This is a genomic window from Streptomyces sp. NPDC005925, from assembly GCF_040638805.1.
Taxonomy (GTDB): domain Bacteria; phylum Actinomycetota; class Actinomycetes; order Streptomycetales; family Streptomycetaceae; genus Streptomyces.
The window spans coordinates 44,122-63,924 of sequence record NZ_JBEXVL010000001.1 but is presented as its reverse complement, the minus strand read 5'-3'; the positions used below and the strand labels follow the sequence as shown (position 1 = coordinate 63,924).

15 protein-coding genes are annotated in these 19,803 nt (G+C 72.1%); 11 read left to right on the top strand and 4 right to left on the bottom strand.

The window, feature by feature from the left end; all coding sequences use genetic code 11:
* Positions 1–40: 40 nt before the first annotated feature.
* From ABZ354_RS00270 to ABZ354_RS00260, 3 genes are all read right to left on the bottom strand, one after another.
* Entirely contained in the window at positions 41–877 is an 837-nt protein-coding gene (locus ABZ354_RS00270) for an aldo/keto reductase (protein ID WP_358651301.1), read from the bottom strand.
* A 142-nt stretch (positions 878–1,019) separates the two neighbouring features.
* Positions 1,020–2,846 (bottom strand): long-chain fatty acid--CoA ligase, encoded by a 1,827-nt coding sequence (locus tag ABZ354_RS00265; RefSeq protein ID WP_358651299.1) that lies wholly within the window; start codon positions 2,844–2,846, stop codon positions 1,020–1,022.
* Between the two features lie 556 nt (positions 2,847–3,402).
* On the bottom strand, positions 3,403–4,284 hold the full coding sequence (locus tag ABZ354_RS00260; RefSeq protein ID WP_358651297.1) for a LysR substrate-binding domain-containing protein: 882 nt from the start codon (positions 4,282–4,284) through the stop codon (positions 3,403–3,405).
* 170 nt (positions 4,285–4,454) lie between these two features.
* Here ABZ354_RS00260 and ABZ354_RS00255 point away from each other — a divergent pair, with 170 nt between their 5' ends.
* Positions 4,455–5,489, top strand: a complete 1,035-nt coding sequence (locus tag ABZ354_RS00255) for a bile acid:sodium symporter family protein (protein ID WP_358651295.1) — start codon at positions 4,455–4,457, stop codon at positions 5,487–5,489.
* Positions 5,490–5,543: 54 nt separating this feature from the next.
* On the opposite strand, the gene fdhD is transcribed toward ABZ354_RS00255, so the two are convergent.
* Entirely contained in the window at positions 5,544–6,392 is an 849-nt protein-coding gene (gene fdhD, locus ABZ354_RS00250; protein WP_358651293.1) for a formate dehydrogenase accessory sulfurtransferase FdhD, read from the bottom strand.
* A 293-nt stretch (positions 6,393–6,685) separates the two neighbouring features.
* Here fdhD and ABZ354_RS00245 point away from each other — a divergent pair, with 293 nt between their 5' ends.
* The 10 genes from ABZ354_RS00245 to ABZ354_RS00200 all read left to right on the top strand — a co-directional run bounded on the left by ABZ354_RS00245 (position 6,686) and on the right by ABZ354_RS00200 (position 19,794).
* The gene (locus ABZ354_RS00245) at positions 6,686–8,017 is read left to right on the top strand and encodes an OFA family MFS transporter (protein ID WP_358651291.1); all 1,332 of its coding nucleotides are present in this window, start codon (positions 6,686–6,688) and stop codon (positions 8,015–8,017) included.
* Positions 7,986–8,120, top strand: a complete 135-nt coding sequence (locus ABZ354_RS00240) for a hypothetical protein (protein WP_358651289.1) — start codon at positions 7,986–7,988, stop codon at positions 8,118–8,120. The genes ABZ354_RS00245 and ABZ354_RS00240 overlap by 32 nt, the downstream gene beginning before the upstream one ends.
* A gap of 235 nt (positions 8,121–8,355) precedes the next feature.
* A complete protein-coding gene (locus ABZ354_RS00235; protein WP_358651287.1) occupies positions 8,356–9,294 on the top strand; it encodes a beta-ketoacyl-ACP synthase III in 939 nt (312 codons plus the stop codon).
* 378 nt (positions 9,295–9,672) lie between these two features.
* Positions 9,673–10,854, top strand: a complete 1,182-nt coding sequence (locus ABZ354_RS00230) for an ROK family transcriptional regulator (RefSeq protein WP_358651285.1) — start codon at positions 9,673–9,675, stop codon at positions 10,852–10,854.
* 184 nt (positions 10,855–11,038) lie between these two features.
* Complete coding sequence (locus ABZ354_RS00225) at positions 11,039–12,559, top strand: sugar ABC transporter ATP-binding protein (RefSeq protein ID WP_358651283.1); 1,521 nt, start codon at positions 11,039–11,041, stop codon at positions 12,557–12,559.
* Positions 12,556–13,575 carry an ABC transporter permease gene (locus ABZ354_RS00220; RefSeq protein WP_358651281.1) on the top strand — a complete coding sequence of 340 codons (1,020 nt, stop codon included), beginning with the start codon at positions 12,556–12,558 and terminating at the stop codon, positions 13,573–13,575. Before ABZ354_RS00225 ends, ABZ354_RS00220 begins: the two co-directional genes overlap by 4 nt.
* Before the next feature lie 17 nt (positions 13,576–13,592).
* Positions 13,593–14,633 carry a substrate-binding domain-containing protein gene (locus ABZ354_RS00215; RefSeq protein ID WP_358651279.1) on the top strand — a complete coding sequence of 347 codons (1,041 nt, stop codon included), beginning with the start codon at positions 13,593–13,595 and terminating at the stop codon, positions 14,631–14,633.
* 311 nt (positions 14,634–14,944) lie between these two features.
* On the top strand, positions 14,945–16,153 hold the full coding sequence (locus tag ABZ354_RS00210; RefSeq protein WP_358651277.1) for a Gfo/Idh/MocA family oxidoreductase: 1,209 nt from the start codon (positions 14,945–14,947) through the stop codon (positions 16,151–16,153).
* Between the two features lie 11 nt (positions 16,154–16,164).
* On the top strand, positions 16,165–17,163 hold the full coding sequence (locus ABZ354_RS00205) for a sugar phosphate isomerase/epimerase family protein (RefSeq protein WP_358651275.1): 999 nt from the start codon (positions 16,165–16,167) through the stop codon (positions 17,161–17,163).
* Positions 17,164–17,226: 63 nt separating this feature from the next.
* Complete coding sequence (locus ABZ354_RS00200) at positions 17,227–19,794, top strand: PQQ-dependent sugar dehydrogenase (RefSeq protein ID WP_358651273.1); 2,568 nt, start codon at positions 17,227–17,229, stop codon at positions 19,792–19,794.
* Positions 19,795–19,803: the final 9 nt, after the last annotated feature.

Below are 19,803 nucleotides of genomic sequence, written 5' to 3'. Positions count from 1 at the left end.
CGACAGGTCCGGGGCCACGCGCGCCACGTGCCGAGGGGGCTCAGCCCATGTCGAACTCGGCCGGGTCCGGGCCCAGCCGCCGGTCCTCGTTCAGCGCGCTGATGGCCGCGAGGTCCTCGTCGTCCAGGCTGAAGTCGAACACCGCGATGTTCTCCCGGATGCGGGACGGCGTCACCGACTTCGGGATCACGACGTTGCCGAGCTGAAGGTGCCAGCGCAGGACGACCTGGGCCGGGGTGCGGTGGTGCTTCTGCGCGATGGCGACGACCGCCGGGACCTCCAGCAGGCCCTTGCCCTGACCGAGCGGCGACCAGGCCTCCGTGGCGATGCCCTGCCGCGCGTGGTACTCACGGCTCGCGCGCTGCTGCAGGTGCGGGTGCAGCTCGATCTGGTTCACCGCCGGCACCACCGACGTCTCGCCGATCAGCCGATCCAGGTGCTCCGGCAGGAAGTTGGACACGCCGATCGCCCGGATCCGGCCGTCGGCGTGCAGCTTCTCGAACGCCTTGTACGTGTCCACGTACCGGTCCCGGGACGGCAGTGGCCAGTGGATGAGGTACAGGTCCAGGTAGTCCAGGCCGAGCTTGTCCAGGGACGTGTCGAAGGCGCGCAGTGTCGCGTCGTACCCCTGGTCGCTGTTCCAGAGCTTGGTGGTGACGAAGAGCTCCTCGCGGGCGATGCCGGAGGCCGCGACGGCCCTGCCGGTGCCCTCCTCGTTGCCGTAGATCGCGGCTGTGTCGATGCTGCGGTACCCGGCCTCCAGTGCCGCCGCGACGGCCGTCTCGGCCTCGTCTTCCGGCACCTGCCACACGCCGTAGCCCAGCTGGGGCATCTCGACGCCGTTGTTCAGGGTGATCGGGGGGACCTTGCTGCTCACGAGCTCTTGATCCTTCGGTTGCGGTCAGATGGTGCTGCCATCGTCAACGATCACGGCCCGTGCCGCATTCCTGACCGCTCCATTCCGGTCGCCGCCCCCGCTCGGTCGCCGCCCCGGCCGGGGCACGGTCCGGCCGTCGGGCTCACGCCCGGTACAGCGCGTCGACCTCTCCGGCGTAGGCGTTCTCTATCGCCTTCCGCTTCAGCTTCAGAGACGGCGTCAGCAGCCCGTGCTCCTCGGTGAACGGCTGCGCCAGGATGCGGAACGTCCGGATCGACTCGGTCTGCGAGACCAGCGTGTTCGCGGCCACCACCGCGCGCCGCACCTCCGTCTCCAGGTCGGGGTCGCGCACCAGCTCGGCGGGCGGGAGCTGCGGCTTGCCGCGCATCGTCAGCCAGTGCTCGACGGCCTCGGTGTCGAGCGTGACGAGCGCCGCGATGTACGGGCGGTCGTTGCCGACGACGATGCACTGGTTGACCAGCGGATGGTCCCGCACCCGCTCCTCCAGCACCCCCGGCGAGACGCTCTTGCCGCCGGAGGTCACCAGGATCTCCTTCTTGCGGCCGGTGATCGTCAGGTAGCCGTCCTCGTCCAGGGCACCCAGGTCGCCGGTGGCCAGCCAGCCCTCGTACAGCGTCTGGTCGGTGGCCTTGGGGTTGTTGAGGTAGCCCTGGAAGACGTTGGGGCCTTGCAGAAAGACCTCGTTGTCGTCCGCGATGTGCACGGTGACGCCCGGAATGGGCTGCCCGACCGTGCCGAACCGGGTGCGTCCGGGTGGGTTCGCGGTCGCCGCCGCCGTCGACTCCGTCAGGCCGTAGCCCTCGTAGATGTGCACGCCCGCGCCGGCGAAGAACAGCCCGAGCCGCCGGTCCATGCCCGAGCCGCCCGACATCGCGTGCCGGATCCGGCCGCCCATCGCCGCCCGCACCTTGGCGTACACCAGCTTGTCGAACAGCTGGTGCTGCATGCGCAGGCCCGCCGACGGGCCGGGACCGATGCCCCACGCCTTCGACTCCACGGCGTCCGCGTACCGCACCGCGACATCGACGGCCTTCTCGAACGGCCCCGACCGGCCCTCCTTCTCCGCCTTGCGGCGCGCGGAGTTGAACACCTTTTCGAAGATGTACGGCACCGCCAGGATGAACGTCGGCCGGAACGCCTGCAGGTCCGTCAGCAGCGCCGCCGCGTGCAGCTGCGGCTGGTGCCCGAACTTCACCCGGCCGCGGATCGCCGCGACCTCCACCATCCGCCCGAAGACGTGCGCGAGCGGCAGGAACAGGAGTGTCGCCGCCTCGTCGCCGCGCTTGGAGTGGAACACCGGCTCCCAGCGCTCGACCATGGTGTCGGCCTCGTACATGAAGTTGCCGTGCGAGATCACGCAGCCCTTGGGGCGGCCCGTGGTGCCCGAGGTGTAGATGATCGTCGCGATGGAGTCGGGAGTGACCGCCTGCCGGTGGCGGTGCACCACCTCGTCGTCGAGGTGCGCGCCCGCGGTGTACAGCTCCTGCTCCGCGCCCGAGTCCAGCTGCCACAGCTGGCGCAGCCGGGGCAGCCGGTCGATGACCGTGGCGATCGTCATCGCGTGGTCCTCGTGCTCCACGATCGCAGCGGTGCACTCGGCGTCGTACAGCATCCAGAAGCACTGCTCCGCCGAGGACGTCGGATACACCGGCACCACCTGCGCGCCGATCGTCCACAGCGCGAAGTCGAACAGCGTCCACTCGTAGCGCGTACGGGACATGATCGCGACGCGGTCCCCGAACCGGATACCGCGCACCAGCAGGCCCTTGGCGATGGCCATGACCTCGTCGCGGAACTCGGCGGACGTCACGTCCCGCCAGTGGCCCGCGTCGTCCTTGCGGCCCAGCGCGACGCGCACCGGGTCCGTCTGGGCGTGCTCGAAGACCGTGTCGGCCAGACCGCCCACGGGCGGTGCCAACGCCAACGGAGGGTTGGTGAACTCGCGCAAACCCGCTCCCCGCTTCCCGGCCCTCGGAATGGCTGTGACACGGTGTGTCGCGCCTGCCGGTGACCCCGGGGCGCCGGGACGGTGACTTCCCGCACAGCGCGGTGAAAGCTACCCCACGCACCGAGCGGCCGGGAGGGGCCCCGGCACTCGTGGACCCCCTCGTCTGCCCTGGTCAGTGAGGGAAAATGCGCTCACATGGGGAAGGGTCGGACACTTTCCTGACGGTTGAGTAAGTTTCGGTGCCGTAATCTCCACCGAATCTGTACGATCCGGCCGTCGGCCTCCGGTCCCGCGCGCAGCCCGCACTCGGGCCCCCCCACCAGCGGCTTTGCCGCCCGGTCACGGGCCCTTCACGGACAGCGGCCGTCCTGCCGGGGGCCGTCCCTCCCTTCGGGTCAGCGCCGGCGTCGCCGAATGCGTCACACCGGGTGCCGGGCGGGCCGTCGGCTCGGGCGCGCGGGCCGCCGCGCCGGACCCGTCGCGCCGTCCGGTGCCGTGCGCCGCGGGTCCCCGTCGCCGGCCCCGCCGGCCGCCTCCCGTTCCGGTCCGGCCGGTGTCAGGGGGCGCTCTCGCGGCGGCGCTGTTGCAGGCGGTCGCCGCCCGCGAGGATCATCGCCGCCAGCGCGTCCGCCGCGTCCTGTGCCGTGGTGCGGCGCCGCCCGTGCACCAGCACGAAGTCCACCGGCCCCAGCTCCGGCAGTCCCGACCGGTCCGGCATCCGCACCAGACCCGGCGGGATCAGACCCCGCGAGTGCGCCATCACCCCGAGCCCGGCCCGCGCCGCCGCGACCAGGCCGTTGAGGCTGCCGCTCGTACACGCGATCCGCCACTCGCGCCCCTGCCGCCGCAGCGCATCCAGGGCAAGCGCCCGGGTGATGCCGGGCGGCGGATACAGGATCAGCGGCACCGGCCGCTCCGGATCCAGCCGGAACCGCTCCGCTCCGATCCACACCAGCCGGTCCTGCCAGACGGTCTCGCCCCGCAGGTCCTGCGGCCGTCGCTTGGCCAGGACGAGGTCCAGATCCCCGGCCGCCAGCCGCTCGTGCAGCGCGCCGGACAGCTCCACCGTCAGCTCCAGGTCGACCTCGGGATGCTCGTGCCGGAAACCCTCCAGGATCTCCGGCAGCCGGGTCAGCACGAAGTCCTCCGACGCCCCGAACCGCAGCCGCCCGCGCAGCCGGGTGCCCGTGAAGAACGCCGCCGCCTGCTCGTGCACCGCCAGAATCCGGCGCGCGAAGCCCAGCATGGCCTCGCCGTCCTCGGTCAGCTCCACCGAATGCGTGTCCCGGGTGAACAACTGCCGGCCGGTGGCGTCCTCCAGCCGCCGCACGTGCTGGCTCACCGTCGACTGACGCAGCCCCAGCCGCCGCGCGGCCCGCGTGAAGCTCAGCGTCTGCGCCACCGCCAGGAAGGTCCGTAGCTGGGAGGGGTCGTACACACCGGCCACGGTACCGTGCCCATCACGCCACGCGATGACAGTGAGTGCGGTGTACGGGATTCCCGATCGCCGGGGAAGGCAGCACGATGAGAGAACCCCGGGGGAGTTGCCGCTCCGGAGAAGAGACCCCGCCCCCCGCCCCGAGCACCTCACCGAGCCAGTGGAGCACCGTGAAACGTCTGCGCCGGCCACCCCGGATCCCGGTCGACCCCTACATCCTGCTGCTCCTCGGGACGGTGGGTCTCGCGGCGCTGCTCCCGGCCCGCGGGACATCGGCCGACGTCGTCACCGGGGCCTCCACCGCCGCGATCGGGTTCCTCTTCTTCCTCTACGGCGCCCGCCTGTCCACCCGCGAAGCCCTCGACGGCCTGCGGCACTGGCGGCTCCACGGCACCGTCCTGATCTGCACGTTCGTGGTGTTCCCGCTGCTCGGACTCGCCACCCGCGGGCTCGTCCCGGTGCTCCTGAGCGACCCCCTGCACCAGGGCCTGCTGTTCCTCACCCTGGTGCCGTCGACCATCCAGTCGTCCATCGCCTTCACCTCGATCGCGCGCGGCAACGTGCCCGCCGCGATCTGCGCGGGCTCCTTCTCCTCCCTCGCCGGCATCGTCCTCACCCCGCTGCTCGCCACCGTCCTGCTCGGCGGCGACGGCGCCGGCTTCTCCGCCCACTCGGTGGCGAAGATCGTGCTGCAACTGCTCGTGCCGTTCCTCGCCGGGCAACTCCTGCGCCGCTGGATCGGCGCGTTCGTCGCCCGGCACCGCACGGTCCTCGGGATCGTCGACCGCGGCTCGATCCTCCTCGTCGTCTACACCGCGTTCAGCGCCGGCATGGTGCGGGGCGTCTGGCACACGGTGAGCCCCGCCCGGCTGGCCGGACTGCTCGCGGTGGAGGCCGTGCTGCTCGCCGTGATGCTGGCCCTGACCTGGTACGGGGCCCGGGCGCTCGGCTTCGGGCGGGCCGACCGCATCGCCATCCAGTTCGCCGGCTCCAAGAAGTCCCTCGCCTCCGGTCTGCCCATGGCGAGCGTCCTGTTCGGCGCCCACGCCTCGCTGGCCGTGCTGCCGCTGCTGCTGTTCCACCAGATGCAGCTGATGGTGTGCGCCGTGATCGCCAAGCGCCGCTCCCGCGACCCCGACGAGGCCGGCAGCGCGCCGGCGGGAGCGGCGGCGCCGGGAACCGGGGCCGCCGCACGTCCCGGCTGAGCCGCCCCGCCGAGCCCGCGGCGGCGCTCGGGCAGCCGGGTGACCGGGCGGGCCTCAGTCCCGGCCGGACGCGGCCCCGAGGGAGACCCGGTCCTCACCCGCGTACACGTTCATGGAACTGCCCCGCAGGAAGCCCACCAGGGTGAGGCCCGTCTCGGCGGCCAGGTCCACCGCGAGGGACGACGGCGCGGACACCGCCGCCAGTACGGGAATCGCCGCCATGACGGCCTTCTGCGCCAGCTCGAACGACGCCCGGCCCGACACCAGCAGGATCGCGCGGGACAGCGGCAGCTCACCGTGCTGCAGGGCGCGGCCCACCAGCTTGTCGACCGCGTTGTGCCGGCCCACGTCCTCCCGTACGTCCAGCAGGTCGCCGTCCTCGGAGAACAGTGCCGCCGCGTGCAGGCCCCCGGTGCGGTCGAAGACCCGCTGGGCCGCCCGCAGCCGGTCGGGGAGGCTCGCCAGCAGCGCGGGCGTCACACGGACCAGGGGGGTGTCGGCGACGGGCCACCGTGCCGTCGTACGGACCGCGTCCAGGCTCGCCTTGCCGCACAGGCCGCAGGACGAGGTCGTGTACACGTTGCGCTCGAGGGTGATGTCGGGGATCACCACGCCCGGGTCCGTCGTCACGTCCACCACGTTGTACGTGTTCGAGCCGTCGACGGTCGCGCCCGCGCAGTAGACGATGTTCCGCAGGTCGGACGCGGCGGCCAGGACGCCCTCGCTGACGAGGAAACCGGCGGCCAGCGCGAAGTCGTCGCCCGGTGTGCGCATGGTGATGGCGAGCGGTCTGCCGTTCAGCCGGATCTCCAGCGGCTCCTCGGCCACCAGGGTGTCCGGACGGGAGGAGACGGCACCGTCCCGGATGCGGAGCACCTTGCGTCGTTCCGTGACACGTCCCATGTCGTGATCAGCCCCGGTTCTGTATGCGCTGGTGGTCGAAACGGCACGTGCTGAGGGGTTGCCGCGGGTCACCGCGTGGCCGTGCGGTGAGGTGACCTTCACGGTCTCATTGTCCTGCACGGCGTCAACGTGCCGTCCCGGCCGCGGCGCGAATCGCCCCGCCGTCGCGTCGGCCGTCCCGGCCCGGCGTCGGGACGGTACGGCGGCGAGGCCCGCGCCGGCCCGCCGGCACCTGTGGTTGTGCGCTCAACCGTCTTCTCAAGCGGTCCCCCGCTCCCTACGGTTGAGGACTCATGAGCCCCCCTGTCGCACCCCCCGGCTGGAGCCGCTGGCTCGTCCCCCCGGCTGCCCTCTCCGTCCACCTCTCCATCGGACAGGCCTACGCCTGGAGCGTGTTCAAACCGCCCCTCGAATCCGCGCTCGGCCTCAGCGGCACCCAGAGCGCGCTGCCCTTCCAGCTCGGCATCGTCATGCTCGGCCTGTCCGCCGCGTTCGGCGGCACGCTCGTCGAACGCAACGGGCCGCGCTGGGCGATGACCGTCGCCCTGCTCTGCTTCTCCTCCGGTTTCCTGCTCTCCGCGCTCGGCGCGGCCACCGAGCAGTACTGGCTGATCGTCCTCGGCTACGGCTTCATCGGCGGGATCGGCCTCGGCATCGGCTACATCTCGCCCGTCTCCACCCTGATCAAGTGGTTCCCCGACCGGCCCGGCATGGCCACCGGCATCGCCATCATGGGCTTCGGCGGCGGCGCGCTCATCGCCTCGCCCTGGTCGGCGCAGATGCTGGAGTCGTTCGGCGCCGACAGCTCCGGCATCGCCCTCGCGTTCCTCGTGCACGGGCTGACATACGCGGTCTTCATGGCGCTGGGCGTGCTGCTCGTGCGGGTGCCGCGCGGGGAACGGCCCGTCGGCACCGGGCCGGGCGTGCTCGACGGTCCGCAGGTCTCCGCCCGAGTCGCGGTACGCACCCCGCAGTTCTGGTTCCTGTGGATCGTGCTCTGCACGAACGTCACCGCCGGCATCGGCATCCTGGAGAAGGCCGCCCCGATGATCACCGACTTCTTCGCGGACACCTCGGCGCCGGTCTCCGCGACCGCGGCGGCCGGCTTCGTCGCGCTGCTGTCCGCGGCCAACATGGCCGGCCGCATCGGCTGGTCGTCGGCCTCCGACCGTGTCGGACGCAAGAACATCTACCGCCTCTACCTCGGCGTGGGCGCCCTGACGTACGCGCTGATCGCCCTGTTCGGCGACGCGTCCAAGCCGCTGTTCGTGCTGGGCGCGCTCGTCATCCTCTCCTTCTACGGCGGCGGCTTCGCGACGATCCCCGCCTATCTGAAGGACCTCTTCGGCACCTACCAGGTCGGCGCCATCCACGGCCGGCTGCTCACCGCGTGGTCCACGGCCGGCGTCCTCGGGCCGCTGATCGTCAACTGGATCGCCGACCGGCAGGAGGAGGCGGGGCGGCACGGCCCGGCCCTGTACGGACTGTCGTTCCTCATCATGATCGGGCTGCTCGTCGTCGGATTCGCCGCCAACGAACTCGTCCGGCCCGTCCACCCCCGCCACCACGTCCCCACACCCCGGGAGGCCGCCGATGACCGGCGTCAGCAGCCAGAGTCCGCCTAGCCGGCGCGGCCTGATCGCCTTCGCCTGGCTGTGGGTGGGCGCCCCGCTCGCCTACGGCGTGTACGAACTCGTCCGCAAGGCCACGCAACTGTTCACCGGATGAACGAGCCCCCGGCCGTTCACCGGACGAAGGGCCGTGTCGAACGGCCGCGATGAACGGCCGTTCGACACGAGAGCTCGGCGTCCCCGAGGTTGCCCTCGGGGACGCCCGGGCGCCCGAGGGTCTGACAGAAGCCGACAAGGCGCGCTCCGCTTTCCTGTCGCTTCACCTGCCGCGCTACCCACGAGTCACTGATCAGACTGGTGAATCCCGCTACACACGCACCAAGGGGGACGCCATGAACGGCTCGCGGATCGTCGCCGTCGGCCACTACCAGCCCGCCCGCATCCTGACGAACCAGGACCTGGCGGCCATGGTGGACACCAATGACGAGTGGATCACGAGCCGGGTGGGCATCCGTACCCGCCACATCGCCGGTCCCGACGAACCCGTCGACGAGCTCGCCGCCCACGCCGCCGCCAAGGCACTCGCGTCGGCCGGTCTGCTGCCCGACGACATCGACCTGGTCCTGGTCGCCACGTCGACCGCCATCGACCGCTCCCCGAACATGGCCGCCCGCGTCGCCGCCCGCCTCGGCATGCCGTCGCCCGCCGCGATGGACATCAACGTCGTGTGCGCCGGGTTCACCCACGCCCTGGCCACCGCCGACCACGCCGTACGGGCAGGCGGCGCGAGGAAGGCGCTGGTCGTCGGTGCCGACAAGATGTCCGACGTCGCCGACTGGACCGACCGCTCCACCTGCGTACTCGTCGGCGACGGCGCGGGCGCCGCGGTCGTGGAGGCCTGCGAGGAGACCGGCATCGGACCCGTGCTGTGGGGTTCGGTGCCCGGGATGGGGCGGGCGGTGCGCATCGAGGGCACCCCGCCGCGCTTCGCCCAGGAGGGCCAGAGCGTCTACCGCTGGGCGACCACCCAACTGCCGCCCGTCGCCCGCGCCGCGTGCGAGCGGGCGGGCCTCACCCCGGCCGACCTCGCCGCGGTCGTCACGCACCAGGCCAACCTGCGCATCATCGAACCCCTCGCCGAGAAGATCGGTGCCGTGAACGCCGTCGTCGCCCGCGACGTCACCGAGTCCGGCAACACCTCGGCCGCGAGCATCCCGCTCGCCTTCTCCAAGCTGGTCGAGCAGGGCGCGATCAGCACCGGCGACCCGGTCCTGCTGTTCGGCTTCGGCGGCAACCTCTCCTACGCGGGGCAGGTCGTCCGCTGCCCGTGACCGGCGCGGGCGGGCAGAGGCAGCCCACGCCGCCCTTTCGTACGCCGTAGGCCGGCCGGTCCGGCGGCCGGCGCACGGGTTCGACCGCGCCGAGGCCGCGACGGGCGGGAAGCCGAACGGCTCGTGCGGGACCACACCGGGCGCACCCGTCGCCCGTACCTCGCCCGCGACCGGGCGTGAACCCCTGGGGCCGGAGGGGGACGCCGCTTCGACGGCACGGGCCTTTGTCCTGCGAGTGGAAAAAGTCGGCGGTAATTCCTGCGCGACTTCTTCCCAGTCCCGGCAGCCGCTGCTACTTTCCCCTACGAAGCGAGCCGATGGTGTGGCCGGAAACCGGCGCGCACGGGCCTATTGAGGCGGGAGGGGCTAGTGAGACGCATGACGGCACGACCCGCGAACGCCCATCAGGCCCGACTGCTCAAGCTGTTGCGCGACGGCGGCCCCAACTCCCGGGCCCAGCTGGGTGACCAGGTCGACCTGTCCCGGTCCAAGCTGGCCGTGGAGGTCGACCGGCTGCTGGAGACGGGCCTGGTCGTGGCCGACGGACTCGCCGCCTCCCGCGGCGGGCGCCGCTCGCACAACATCCGCCTCGCGCCCGGACTGCGGTTCCTCGGTGTCGACATCGGCGCGACCTCGGTCGACGTCGCCGTCACCAACGCGGAACTGGAAGTCCTCGGGCACATCAACCAGCCGATGGACGTGCGCGAGGGACCCGTCGCGGTCTTCGAGCAGGTCCTCGCCATGGCCGCGAAGTTGCGGGCCTCCGGGCTCGCGGAGGGGTTCGACGGCGCCGGCATCGGCGTCCCCGGCCCGGTCCGCTTCCCCGAGGGCGTGCCGGTCGCGCCGCCGATCATGCCCGGCTGGGACGGCTTCCCCGTGCGGGAGGCGCTCAGCCAGGAACTCGGCTGTCCGGTCATGGTCGACAACGACGTGAACCTGATGGCGATGGGGGAGCAGCACGCGGGCGTCGCCCGTAGCGTCGCCGACTTCCTCTGCGTCAAGATCGGCACCGGCATCGGCTGCGGCATCGTCGTCGGCGGCGAGGTATACCGCGGGACGACGGGCAGCGCCGGAGACATCGGGCACATCCAGGCGGTGCCCGACGGCCGCCCCTGTGCCTGCGGCAACCGGGGTTGTCTGGAGGCCCACTTCAGCGGTGCGGCCCTCGCCCGGGACGCCACCGAGGCCGCCCAGCAGGGCCTGTCGGCGGAACTCGCCGGCCGGCTCACCGAGGGCGGCACCCTGAGCGCGATCGACGTCGCCGCGGCCGCCGCCGCCGGTGACGCCACCTCCCTCGACCTGATCCGCGAGGGCGGCAACCGCACCGGCCAGGTCATCGCCGGCCTGGTCAGCTTCTTCAACCCCGGCCTCGTGGTGATCGGCGGCGGGGTGACCGGCCTCGGCCACACCCTGCTCGCCGCGATCCGCACCCAGGTCTACCGCCAGTCGCTGCCCCTGGCGACCGGCAACCTGCCCATCGTCCTCGGCGAGCTGGGCCCCGCCGCCGGAGTCACCGGCGCGGCCCGTCTCATCAGCGACCACCTTTTCTCACCCGCGTAACCCCCCACGCACCGGCAGCATCCCGCCCCGTCAAGTACGGCCCCCGCACCACCCGTAGGGCTCCTGGCACCGTCCGCGCGCACCACCCGAACCGCTCCGCACCACCCCCTTGCTCTGCCCTGCCCTGCCCGGAACCGGCCTGCCCCCGCAGGCCCGAACGGCCCGCCCGCCGAGGGGAACCCGCATGGCACCACAACCACCGCTGCTCAGCATGAGCGGCATCACCAAGTCCTTCCCGGGAGTCCGGGCCCTCGACGGTGTCGACCTGGACGTCCAGCCCGGCGAGGTGCACTGCCTGCTCGGCCAGAACGGCGCCGGGAAGTCCACCCTCATCAAGGTGCTGGCCGGCGCCCACCAGCCCGACACCGGCACCATCCGGTGGCGCGGCGAGCAGGTCACCCTCCGCTCGCCCATCGCCGCCATGCGCCTCGGCATCGCCACCATCTACCAGGAACTCGACCTGGTGGAGCACCTCTCGGTCGCCGAGAACGTCCACCTCGGCCACGAACCCACCACCGCCGGATTCGTCGTACGCGGCAAGGCCGCCCGAGCCTCGACGGCCGCGCTGCTGCGGCGGCTCGGGCACCCGGAGATCGCTCCCGGGCGGCTGGTCGGTGACCTGTCGGCGGCGCAGCAGCAGATCGTGTCCATGGCACGGGCCCTGTCCCACGACGTACGGCTCATCGTCATGGACGAGCCCTCCGCCGCCCTGGACCCCGACGAGGTCGACAACCTCTTCCGCATCGTCGGCGACCTCACGGCCGACGGCGTCGCCGTCGTCTACATCTCCCACCGCCTGGAGGAGATCCGGCGCATCGGCGACCGTGTCACCGTCCTGAAGGACGGACGGGCCGTCGCCGTCGGGCTGCCCGCCGAGTCGACGCCGACCCGGGAGGTGGTCGCGCTGATGACGGGTCGGAACGTGGAGTACGTCTTCCCCGAGCGGCCCGGCCCCGGGGCGTCCGCAGGCAAGCCGGTCCTCGAGGTGCGGGGGCTGGCGCGGGAGGGCGAGTTCGCGCCGCTGGACCTGACCGTGCACGCCGGGGAGATCGTCGGCCTCGCCGGTCTCGTCGGCTCCGGACGCTCCGAGATCCTGGAGACCGTGTACGGGGCGCGGAAGCCGACGGCCGGCCGGGTCGTCGTCGACGGACGTCCGCTCAAACCGGGCAGCGTCCGCGCCGCGGTCCGTGCCGGACTCGGCCTCGCACCCGAGGAACGCAAGGCGCAGGCCCTGCTCATGCTGGAGTCCGTCACCCGCAACGTGTCGGTGTCCTCCCTGTCGCGCTTCTCCCGCGGCGGCTGGATCGACCGGCGCGCCGAACTGGCCGCCGCCCGCACCGCCACCCGCGAACTGTCGCTGCGGCCCGACAACCCGTCCGTGCCGGTGCGCACCCTGTCCGGCGGCAACCAGCAAAAGGCCGTCCTCGCCCGCTGGCTGCTGCGCGGCTGCCGCGTCCTGCTGCTGGACGAGCCGACCAGGGGCGTCGACGTCGGTGCCCGCGCCGAGCTGTACGCGGTCATCCGGCGCCTGGCGGACGAAGGGCTCGCCGTCCTGCTGGTCTCCAGCGAAGTGCCCGAGGTGCTCGGCCTCGCCGACCGCGTCCTGGTGCTGCGCGAGGGCAGCGTCGTCCACACGGCGCCGGCCCGCGAACTCGACGAACACCGCGTCCTCGACCTCGTCATGGAAGGAAGTCCGGCGTCATGACGCAGCACGTGTCCCCGCCCCGGGGCGGCATCGGCAAGACGGACCCGGTGGGCGGGCCGAGCGCCTGGCGCGGCGTGTTCGCCCGCGTCGACGTCCGCACCCTGTCCCTGCTCGGCGTGCTCGCCGTGCTGGTGATCATCGGCGGCATCACCAAACCCGACGAGTTCCTCGACACCCGCAACCTGCAACTCGTCCTCACGCAGGCCTCCGTGATCGGTGTCGTCACCGTCGGCATGACCTTCGTGATCATCTCCGGCGGCATCGATCTGTCCGTCGGCGCGATCGTCGCCCTGGCCTCCGTGTGGGCGACGACCGTCGCCACCCAGGAGTACGGATTCGCGGGCATCCTGTTCACCGCGGTCGTGGTCGGCGTGGGCTGCGGACTCGTCAACGGCGTGCTCGTCGCCTACGGGGCGATGGTGCCGTTCATCGCCACGCTCGCCATGCTCGCCTCGGCCCGCGGTCTCGCCCTGCAGATCACCGATGGCAGGACCCAGGTCGTGAGCGTCGAAGGCGTGCTGGACCTCGGCGAGCGCGACGCGTACGTGCTCGGCATCCCGCCGCTCGTGCTGGTGTTCGCGGTCGTGACGGTCATCGGCTGGCTGGTGCTCAACCGCACCACCTTCGGCCGCCGCACCGTGGCCGTCGGCGGCAACAGCGAGGCGGCCCGGCTCGCCGGCATCGACGTACGCCGCCAGCGCCTGTACCTCTACCTGCTGTCCGGGCTGTGCTGCGGCATCGCCGCCTTCCTGCTGATCGTCCTGTCCGGCTCCGGCCAGAACACCAACGGCAACCTCTACGAACTCGACGCCATCGCCGCCGCGATCATCGGCGGCACCCTGCTCAGCGGCGGGCGCGGCACCATCACCGGCTCCGTGCTCGGCGTCCTGATCTTCACCACGATCACCAACATCTTCGCCCTGAACAACCTGCAGAGCGACGTCCAGGAGATCGCCAAGGGCGCGATCATCGTCGCCGCCGTGCTGGTCCAGCGCCGTACCGCGAGCACGACCTGAGGAAAGGGTTCACCGTCATGTCTCACTTCACCAGCCGCAGAGGACTTCTCTTCGGCACGGCCGCCGTGTCGGCCGGTGCCCTCCTCACCGGGTGCACCCGCAACGAGTCGTCGGACAAGGACGACAAGGCCGCGGACCCGCAGTCCGTCGCCGACAAGCCCGGCAAGCACGTCACCATCGGCTTCGCCGGCCCGCAGGCCGACCACGGCTGGCTCAACGCGATCAACGAGAACGCCAAGAGCCGCGCCGAGCGGTACGAGGACGTCATGCTGGAGATCACCGAGGGCTCCAACGACACCGCGCAGCAGATCGGCCAGATCGAGACCCTCATCAACAAGAAGGTCGACGTCCTGGTGGTGCTGCCCGCCGACGGCAAGGCCCTCACCCGGGTCGGGCTGAAGGCGATGCGCGCGGGCATACCCGTCGTCAACCTCGACCGGGTCTTCAACTCCCCGCAGGCCTACCGCTGCTGGATAGGCGGCGACAACTACGGCATGGGCCTCAACGCCGGTCACTACATCGGCGAAAAGCTCAAGGGCAAGCCGAACGCCCGCGTCATCGAGCTCGCCGGCCTCGACAACCTGGAGCTGACCAAGCAGCGCTCCCAGGGCTTCGACGACGCCCTGAAGAACTACCCCAACATCAAGAAGGTGGCCCGCCAGGCGGCCGCCTTCACCGTCGAGTCCGGGCAGGCCAAGATGGCCCAGCTGCTCCAGGCGCAGCCGAAGTTCGACGCGCTGTGGAACCACGACGACGACCAGGGCGTGGGCGCCCTGCGCGCCATCGAGCAGGCGGGCCGCGACGACTTCCTGATGGTCGGCGGCGCCGGCGCGCTCTCCGCGTTCCAGGCCATCAAGCAGGACGACGGCGTCCTCAAGGCGACCGTGCTGTACCCGCCGACCATGGCCGCGTCCGCCATCGACCTGGCGCGGGCCCTCGGCCAGGGCAAGGGTGTGGGAGGCCTCGCCGAGTTCGAGATCCCGGCGTCGCTCACCCTCTACTCGGCCGTCGTCGACAAGACGAACGTCGACCGGTACATGTCCACCGGCTTCAAGTAGAGGCGCCCGCACGCCGGGCCAGGCCCGCCCGTGCCCGCCGCCCACGAGGGCCGCGGGCACGGGCGAGGCCCACGGGTACCGCCGGGCGGCTCCCGGCGGGCCGTGGCCCGGCCCCGCCGGCAAGGGCCGCCAGGCCCCCGGACCCGGCAGGCCCCCGGACCCGGCAGGCCCCCGGACCCGGCAGGCCCCCGGACCCGGCAGGCCCCCGGTCCGGGAGCCGGCCGGGAGCTCCCCGGCCACGGGCCCCGGCCCGCGCCGGGAGAGCCGGTTCCACCCCCCACCGCGCCGTGACGACGAGGAGGACCTTCCGCATGGGACAGTCGCAGCAGCACGAAGGAGCGGAGAACGGCAAGCCGCCACTCAGGGTCGGCATGGTCGGCTACGCCTTCATGGGCGCCGCCCACTCCCAGGGCTGGCGCACCGCGGGCCGCGTCTTCGACCTGCCGCGCACCCCGGTGCTCGCCGCGATCTGCGGCCGGGACGCCACCGCCGTACGCGCGGCGGCCGACCGGCACGGCTGGGCGGCGACCGAGACCGACTGGCGTGCTCTGATCGAACGGGACGACGTCGACCTCGTCGACATCTGCACCCCCGGCGACAGCCACGCCGAGATCGCGCTGGCCGCGCTCGCCGCCGGGAAGCACGTCCTGTGCGAGAAGCCCCTCGCCAACACCGTCGAGGAGGCGGCGGCCATGGCCCGGGCCGCCGAGGAGGCCGCGCGGCGCGGACAGGTCGCCATGGTCGGCTTCAACTACCGCCGGGTGCCCGCCCTGGCCCTGGCCCGCGAGATGATCGCCGAGGGCAGGCTGGGCGCGCTGCGTCACGTACGGGTCGCCTACCTGCAGGACTGGCTGGTCGACCCGGAGTTCCCGCTGACCTGGCGGCTGCGCAGGGACCAGGCGGGCTCCGGGGCGCTCGGCGACCTCGGCGCGCACATCGTGGACCTCGCACAGCACCTGGCGGGCGAGCGGCTCGCCGGTGTCTCCGCCCTCACCGAGACGTTCGTACGACGCCGTCCGCTGCCCGGCGGGTCCCCGCAGGGCCTGACCGCCGAATCGGCCGACGGCACCGGGCAGGTCACCGTCGACGACGCCGCCCTGTTCACCGGCCGCTTCCCCTCGGGCGCCCTCGCCTCCTTCGAGGCCACCCGCTACGCCACCGGCCGCAAGAACGCCCTGCGCATCGAACTCAACGGCTCGGACGGCTCGCTCGCCTTCGACCTGGAGCGCCTGAACGAGCTGTCGTACCACGACGCCCGCGAGCCCGGCACGCACGCCGGTTTCCGGCGCATCCTCGTCACCGAGGCCGATCACCCCTACCTGGCGGCCTGGTGGCCGCCCGGCCACGGCCTCGGCTACGAGCACACCTTCGTCCACCAGGCCCGCGACCTGGTGCACGCCGTCGCCGACGGCGGCGTCCCGCGGCCCTCCTTCGCCGACGGCCTGCAGGTGCAGCGCGTGCTGGCCGCCGTCGAGGAGAGCGCCGGGAACGACGCCGTCTACACGCCCATCGCGGTCTGAGGAGGCCCAGGATGCCGCGCGACTTCACCCTGTTCACCGGTCAGTGGGCGGACCTGCCCCTGGAGGAGGTCTGCCGCCTGGCCCGCGACTTCGGCTACGACGGACTCGAACTCGCCTGCTGGGGAGACCACTTCGAGGTCGACAAGGCCCTCGCCGACCCCGGCTACGTCGATTCCCGTAAGGCCCTGCTCGACACGTACGGACTGAAGTGCTGGGCGATCTCCAACCACCTCGTAGGCCAGGCCGTCTGCGACGCCATCATCGACGAACGCCACCGGGCGATCCTGCCCGCCCGCATCTGGGGCGACGGCGACGCCGAAGGCGTACGGCAGCGGGCCGCCGCCGAGATCAAGGACACCGCGCGCGCCGCGGCCCGCCTCGGCGTCGACACCGTCATCGGCTTCACCGGTTCCGCCATCTGGCACCTGGTCGCCATGTTCCCGCCCGCGCCCGAGTCGATGATCGACCGCGGCTACGAGGACTTCGCCGAGCGCTGGAACCCGATCCTGGACGTCTTCGACGCGGAGGGCGTGCGGTTCGCGCACGAGGTCCACCCCAGCGAGATCGCCTACGACTACTGGACGACCGTACGCACCCTGGAGGCGGTCGGCCACCGGCCGGCCTTCGGCCTCAACTTCGACCCCTCCCACTTCGTGTGGCAGGACCTCGACCCGGTCGGTTTCCTCTGGGACTTCCGCGACCGCATCTACCACGTCGACTGCAAGGAGGCCCGCAAACGCCTCGACGGCCGCAACGGCCGGCTCGGCTCCCACCTGCCGTGGGGCGACCCGCGCCGCGGCTGGGACTTCGTGTCCGCGGGGCACGGCGACGTGCCCTGGGAGGACGTCTTCCGGATGCTGCGCTCCATCGGCTACCGGGGCCCCGTCTCCGTCGAGTGGGAGGACGCGGGCATGGACCGCCTCCAGGGCGCCCCCGAGGCCCTCACCCACCTCAAGGCCTACGACTTCGAACCGCCGACGGCCTCGTTCGACGCGGCCTTCGGCAACTGACCCACCGCTTCCCCCCGACCCCCCACTGCTGGACCCCGTTCGCTCCACCCGCTCGGCTCCGGGATGACGGCGCATCCCGGCGTACCGCACCGCCCGTACAACCCGCCTTTTCTGGAGGCATTCGTGCACGGCAACCAGCCCGTCCCCCCCACCGCCAGAAGCAGCACCCATGGACGACACCCGCAGGTCCGCAGGGCGGTGGCGCTGCTCAGCGGCGCCCTGCTCGCGGGGGCCTCCCTCACCCTGACCGCACTCCCGGCCGACGCGGACGACACCGGCCCGGCCGGGGTGCGGGCCGCCGCCGAGGACTTCCAGCAGGTCACCCTCGCCAAGGGCGCGCCGGAGGTCGGCGAGCCGATGTCGCTGGCCGTCCTCCCGGACCGCTCCGTCCTGCACACCTCCCGCGACGGCGTACTGCGCATCACCGACGCGGCGGGCAACACCGAGGTCTCCGGGAAGCTCGACGTGTACACCCACGACGAGGAGGGCCTGCAGGGCGTCGGCGTCGACCCGGCCTTCCTGGAGAACCGTTTCATCTACCTCTACTACGCACCCCCGCTGAACACCCCGGCGGGCGACGCCCCCGAGACCGGCACCGCGGCCGACTTCGCGCCGTTCGACGGCGTCAACCGGCTCTCCCGGTTCGTGCTGAACACCGACGGCACCCTGGACAAGGCCAGCGAGAAGAAGATCCTCGACGTGCAGACCTCACGCGGCATCTGCTGCCACGTCGGCGGCGACATCGACTTCGACGCGGCGGGCAACCTGTACCTGTCGACGGGCGACGACTCCAACCCCTTCCAGTCGGACGGCTTCACCCCGATCGACGAGCGGGCGGACCGCAACCCGGCCTTCGACGCCCAGCGCTCCTCGGGCAACACCAACGACCTGCGCGGCAAGATCCTGCGGATCAAGGTCAACGCCGACGGCTCGTACACGATCCCCGACGGCAACCTCTTCGAGCCCGGCACCGACAAGACCCGGCCCGAGATCTACGCGATGGGCTTCCGCAACCCCTTCCGGTTCAGCGTCGACAAGAAGACCGGGACCCTGTACGTCGGCGACTACGGCCCGGACGCGGGTGCCGCAGACCCGGCACGCGGCCCGGCCGGCCAGGTCGAGTTCGCCCGCGTCACCGGTCCGGGCAACTTCGGGTGGCCGTACTGCACGGGTGACAACGATGCCTACCGCGACTACGACTTCGCCACCGGCACCTCCGGGGAGTCCTTCGACTGCGCCGCGCCGAAGAACACCTCGCCGAACAACACCGGCCTGACCGATTTGCCGCCCGCGCAGGCCGCCTGGATTCCGTACGACGGCCCCTCGGTGCCGGAGTTCGGCGACGGCTCGGAGTCCCCGATGGGCGGCCCGGTCTACCACTACGACGCGGACCTCGACTCGCCCGTGAAGTTCCCCGAGGCCTACGACGGCGACTTCTTCGCCGGGGAGTTCGGCCGCCGCTGGATCAAGCGGATCACCAGCGACGCCGACGGCACCGTCCAGTCGGTCGACGACGTGCCCTGGACCGGCACGCAGATCATGGACATGGCCTTCGGCCCGGACGGCGCGCTGTACGTCCTCGACTACGGCACCGCCTGGTTCGGCGGCGACGAGCACTCGGCGCTGTACCGCATCGAGAACGCCACCGACGGCCACTCGCCCGTCGCCCAGGCCGCCGCCGACCGCACCTCCGGGCAGAGCCCGATGAAAGTGCGGTTCTCCTCCGCGGGCAGCAGCGACCAGGACGGCGACGCCCTCACCCACAGCTGGGACTTCGGCGACGGCTCCACCTCCACCGCGGCCAGCCCCACGCACAAGTACAAGAAGAACGGCACCTACACCGCGACGCTCACCGTCAAGGACGCCACCGGGCGCACCGGAAGCGCGAGCGTGCGGGTCGTCGTCGGCAACACCGCGCCCTCGGTGACGCTGAAACTCCCCGCCGACGGGCAGCTGTTCAGCTTCGGCGACGCGGTGCCGTTCAAGGTCGAGGTCACCGACCCCGAGGACGGTACGGCCGTCGACTGCGCCAAGGTCAAGGTCAGCTTCGTCCTCGGCCACGACACCCACGGCCACCCGCTGACCTCGGCCAACGGCTGCTCGGGCACCATCCAGACCAGTGCCGACGGCGGCCATGACGACGACGCCAACATCTTCGGGGTCTTCGACGCCGAGTACACCGACGGCGGGGGCGGCGGCCAGGCCCCGCTGACCACCCACGACCAGAACGTCACCCAGCCCAGGCACCGGCAGGCCGAGCACCACGACGACGCCTCCGGCATCTCCGTCATCGGCAAGGACGGCGCGCACGGCGGCAAGACCGTCGGCGACATCCACGACGGCGACTGGATCTCCTTCACGCCGTACGTCCTGAGCGACGCCACGAAGATCACCGCCCGCGTCTCGTCCGGCGGCAGCGGCGGCACCCTCGAGGTCCGTGCCAGCTCCGCCACCGGCACCCTGCTCGGCACCGCGACCGTGCCCCCGACCGGAGGCTGGGAGACCTTCCAGGACGTCGACGCCGACCTCACGAGGGCCCCGCGCGGCACCACCAGCCTCTACCTGGTCTTCCGGGGCAGCGGCACCGGAGCCCTGTACGACCTCGACGACTTCACCTTCACCACCGGCTGAGAGGAGGAC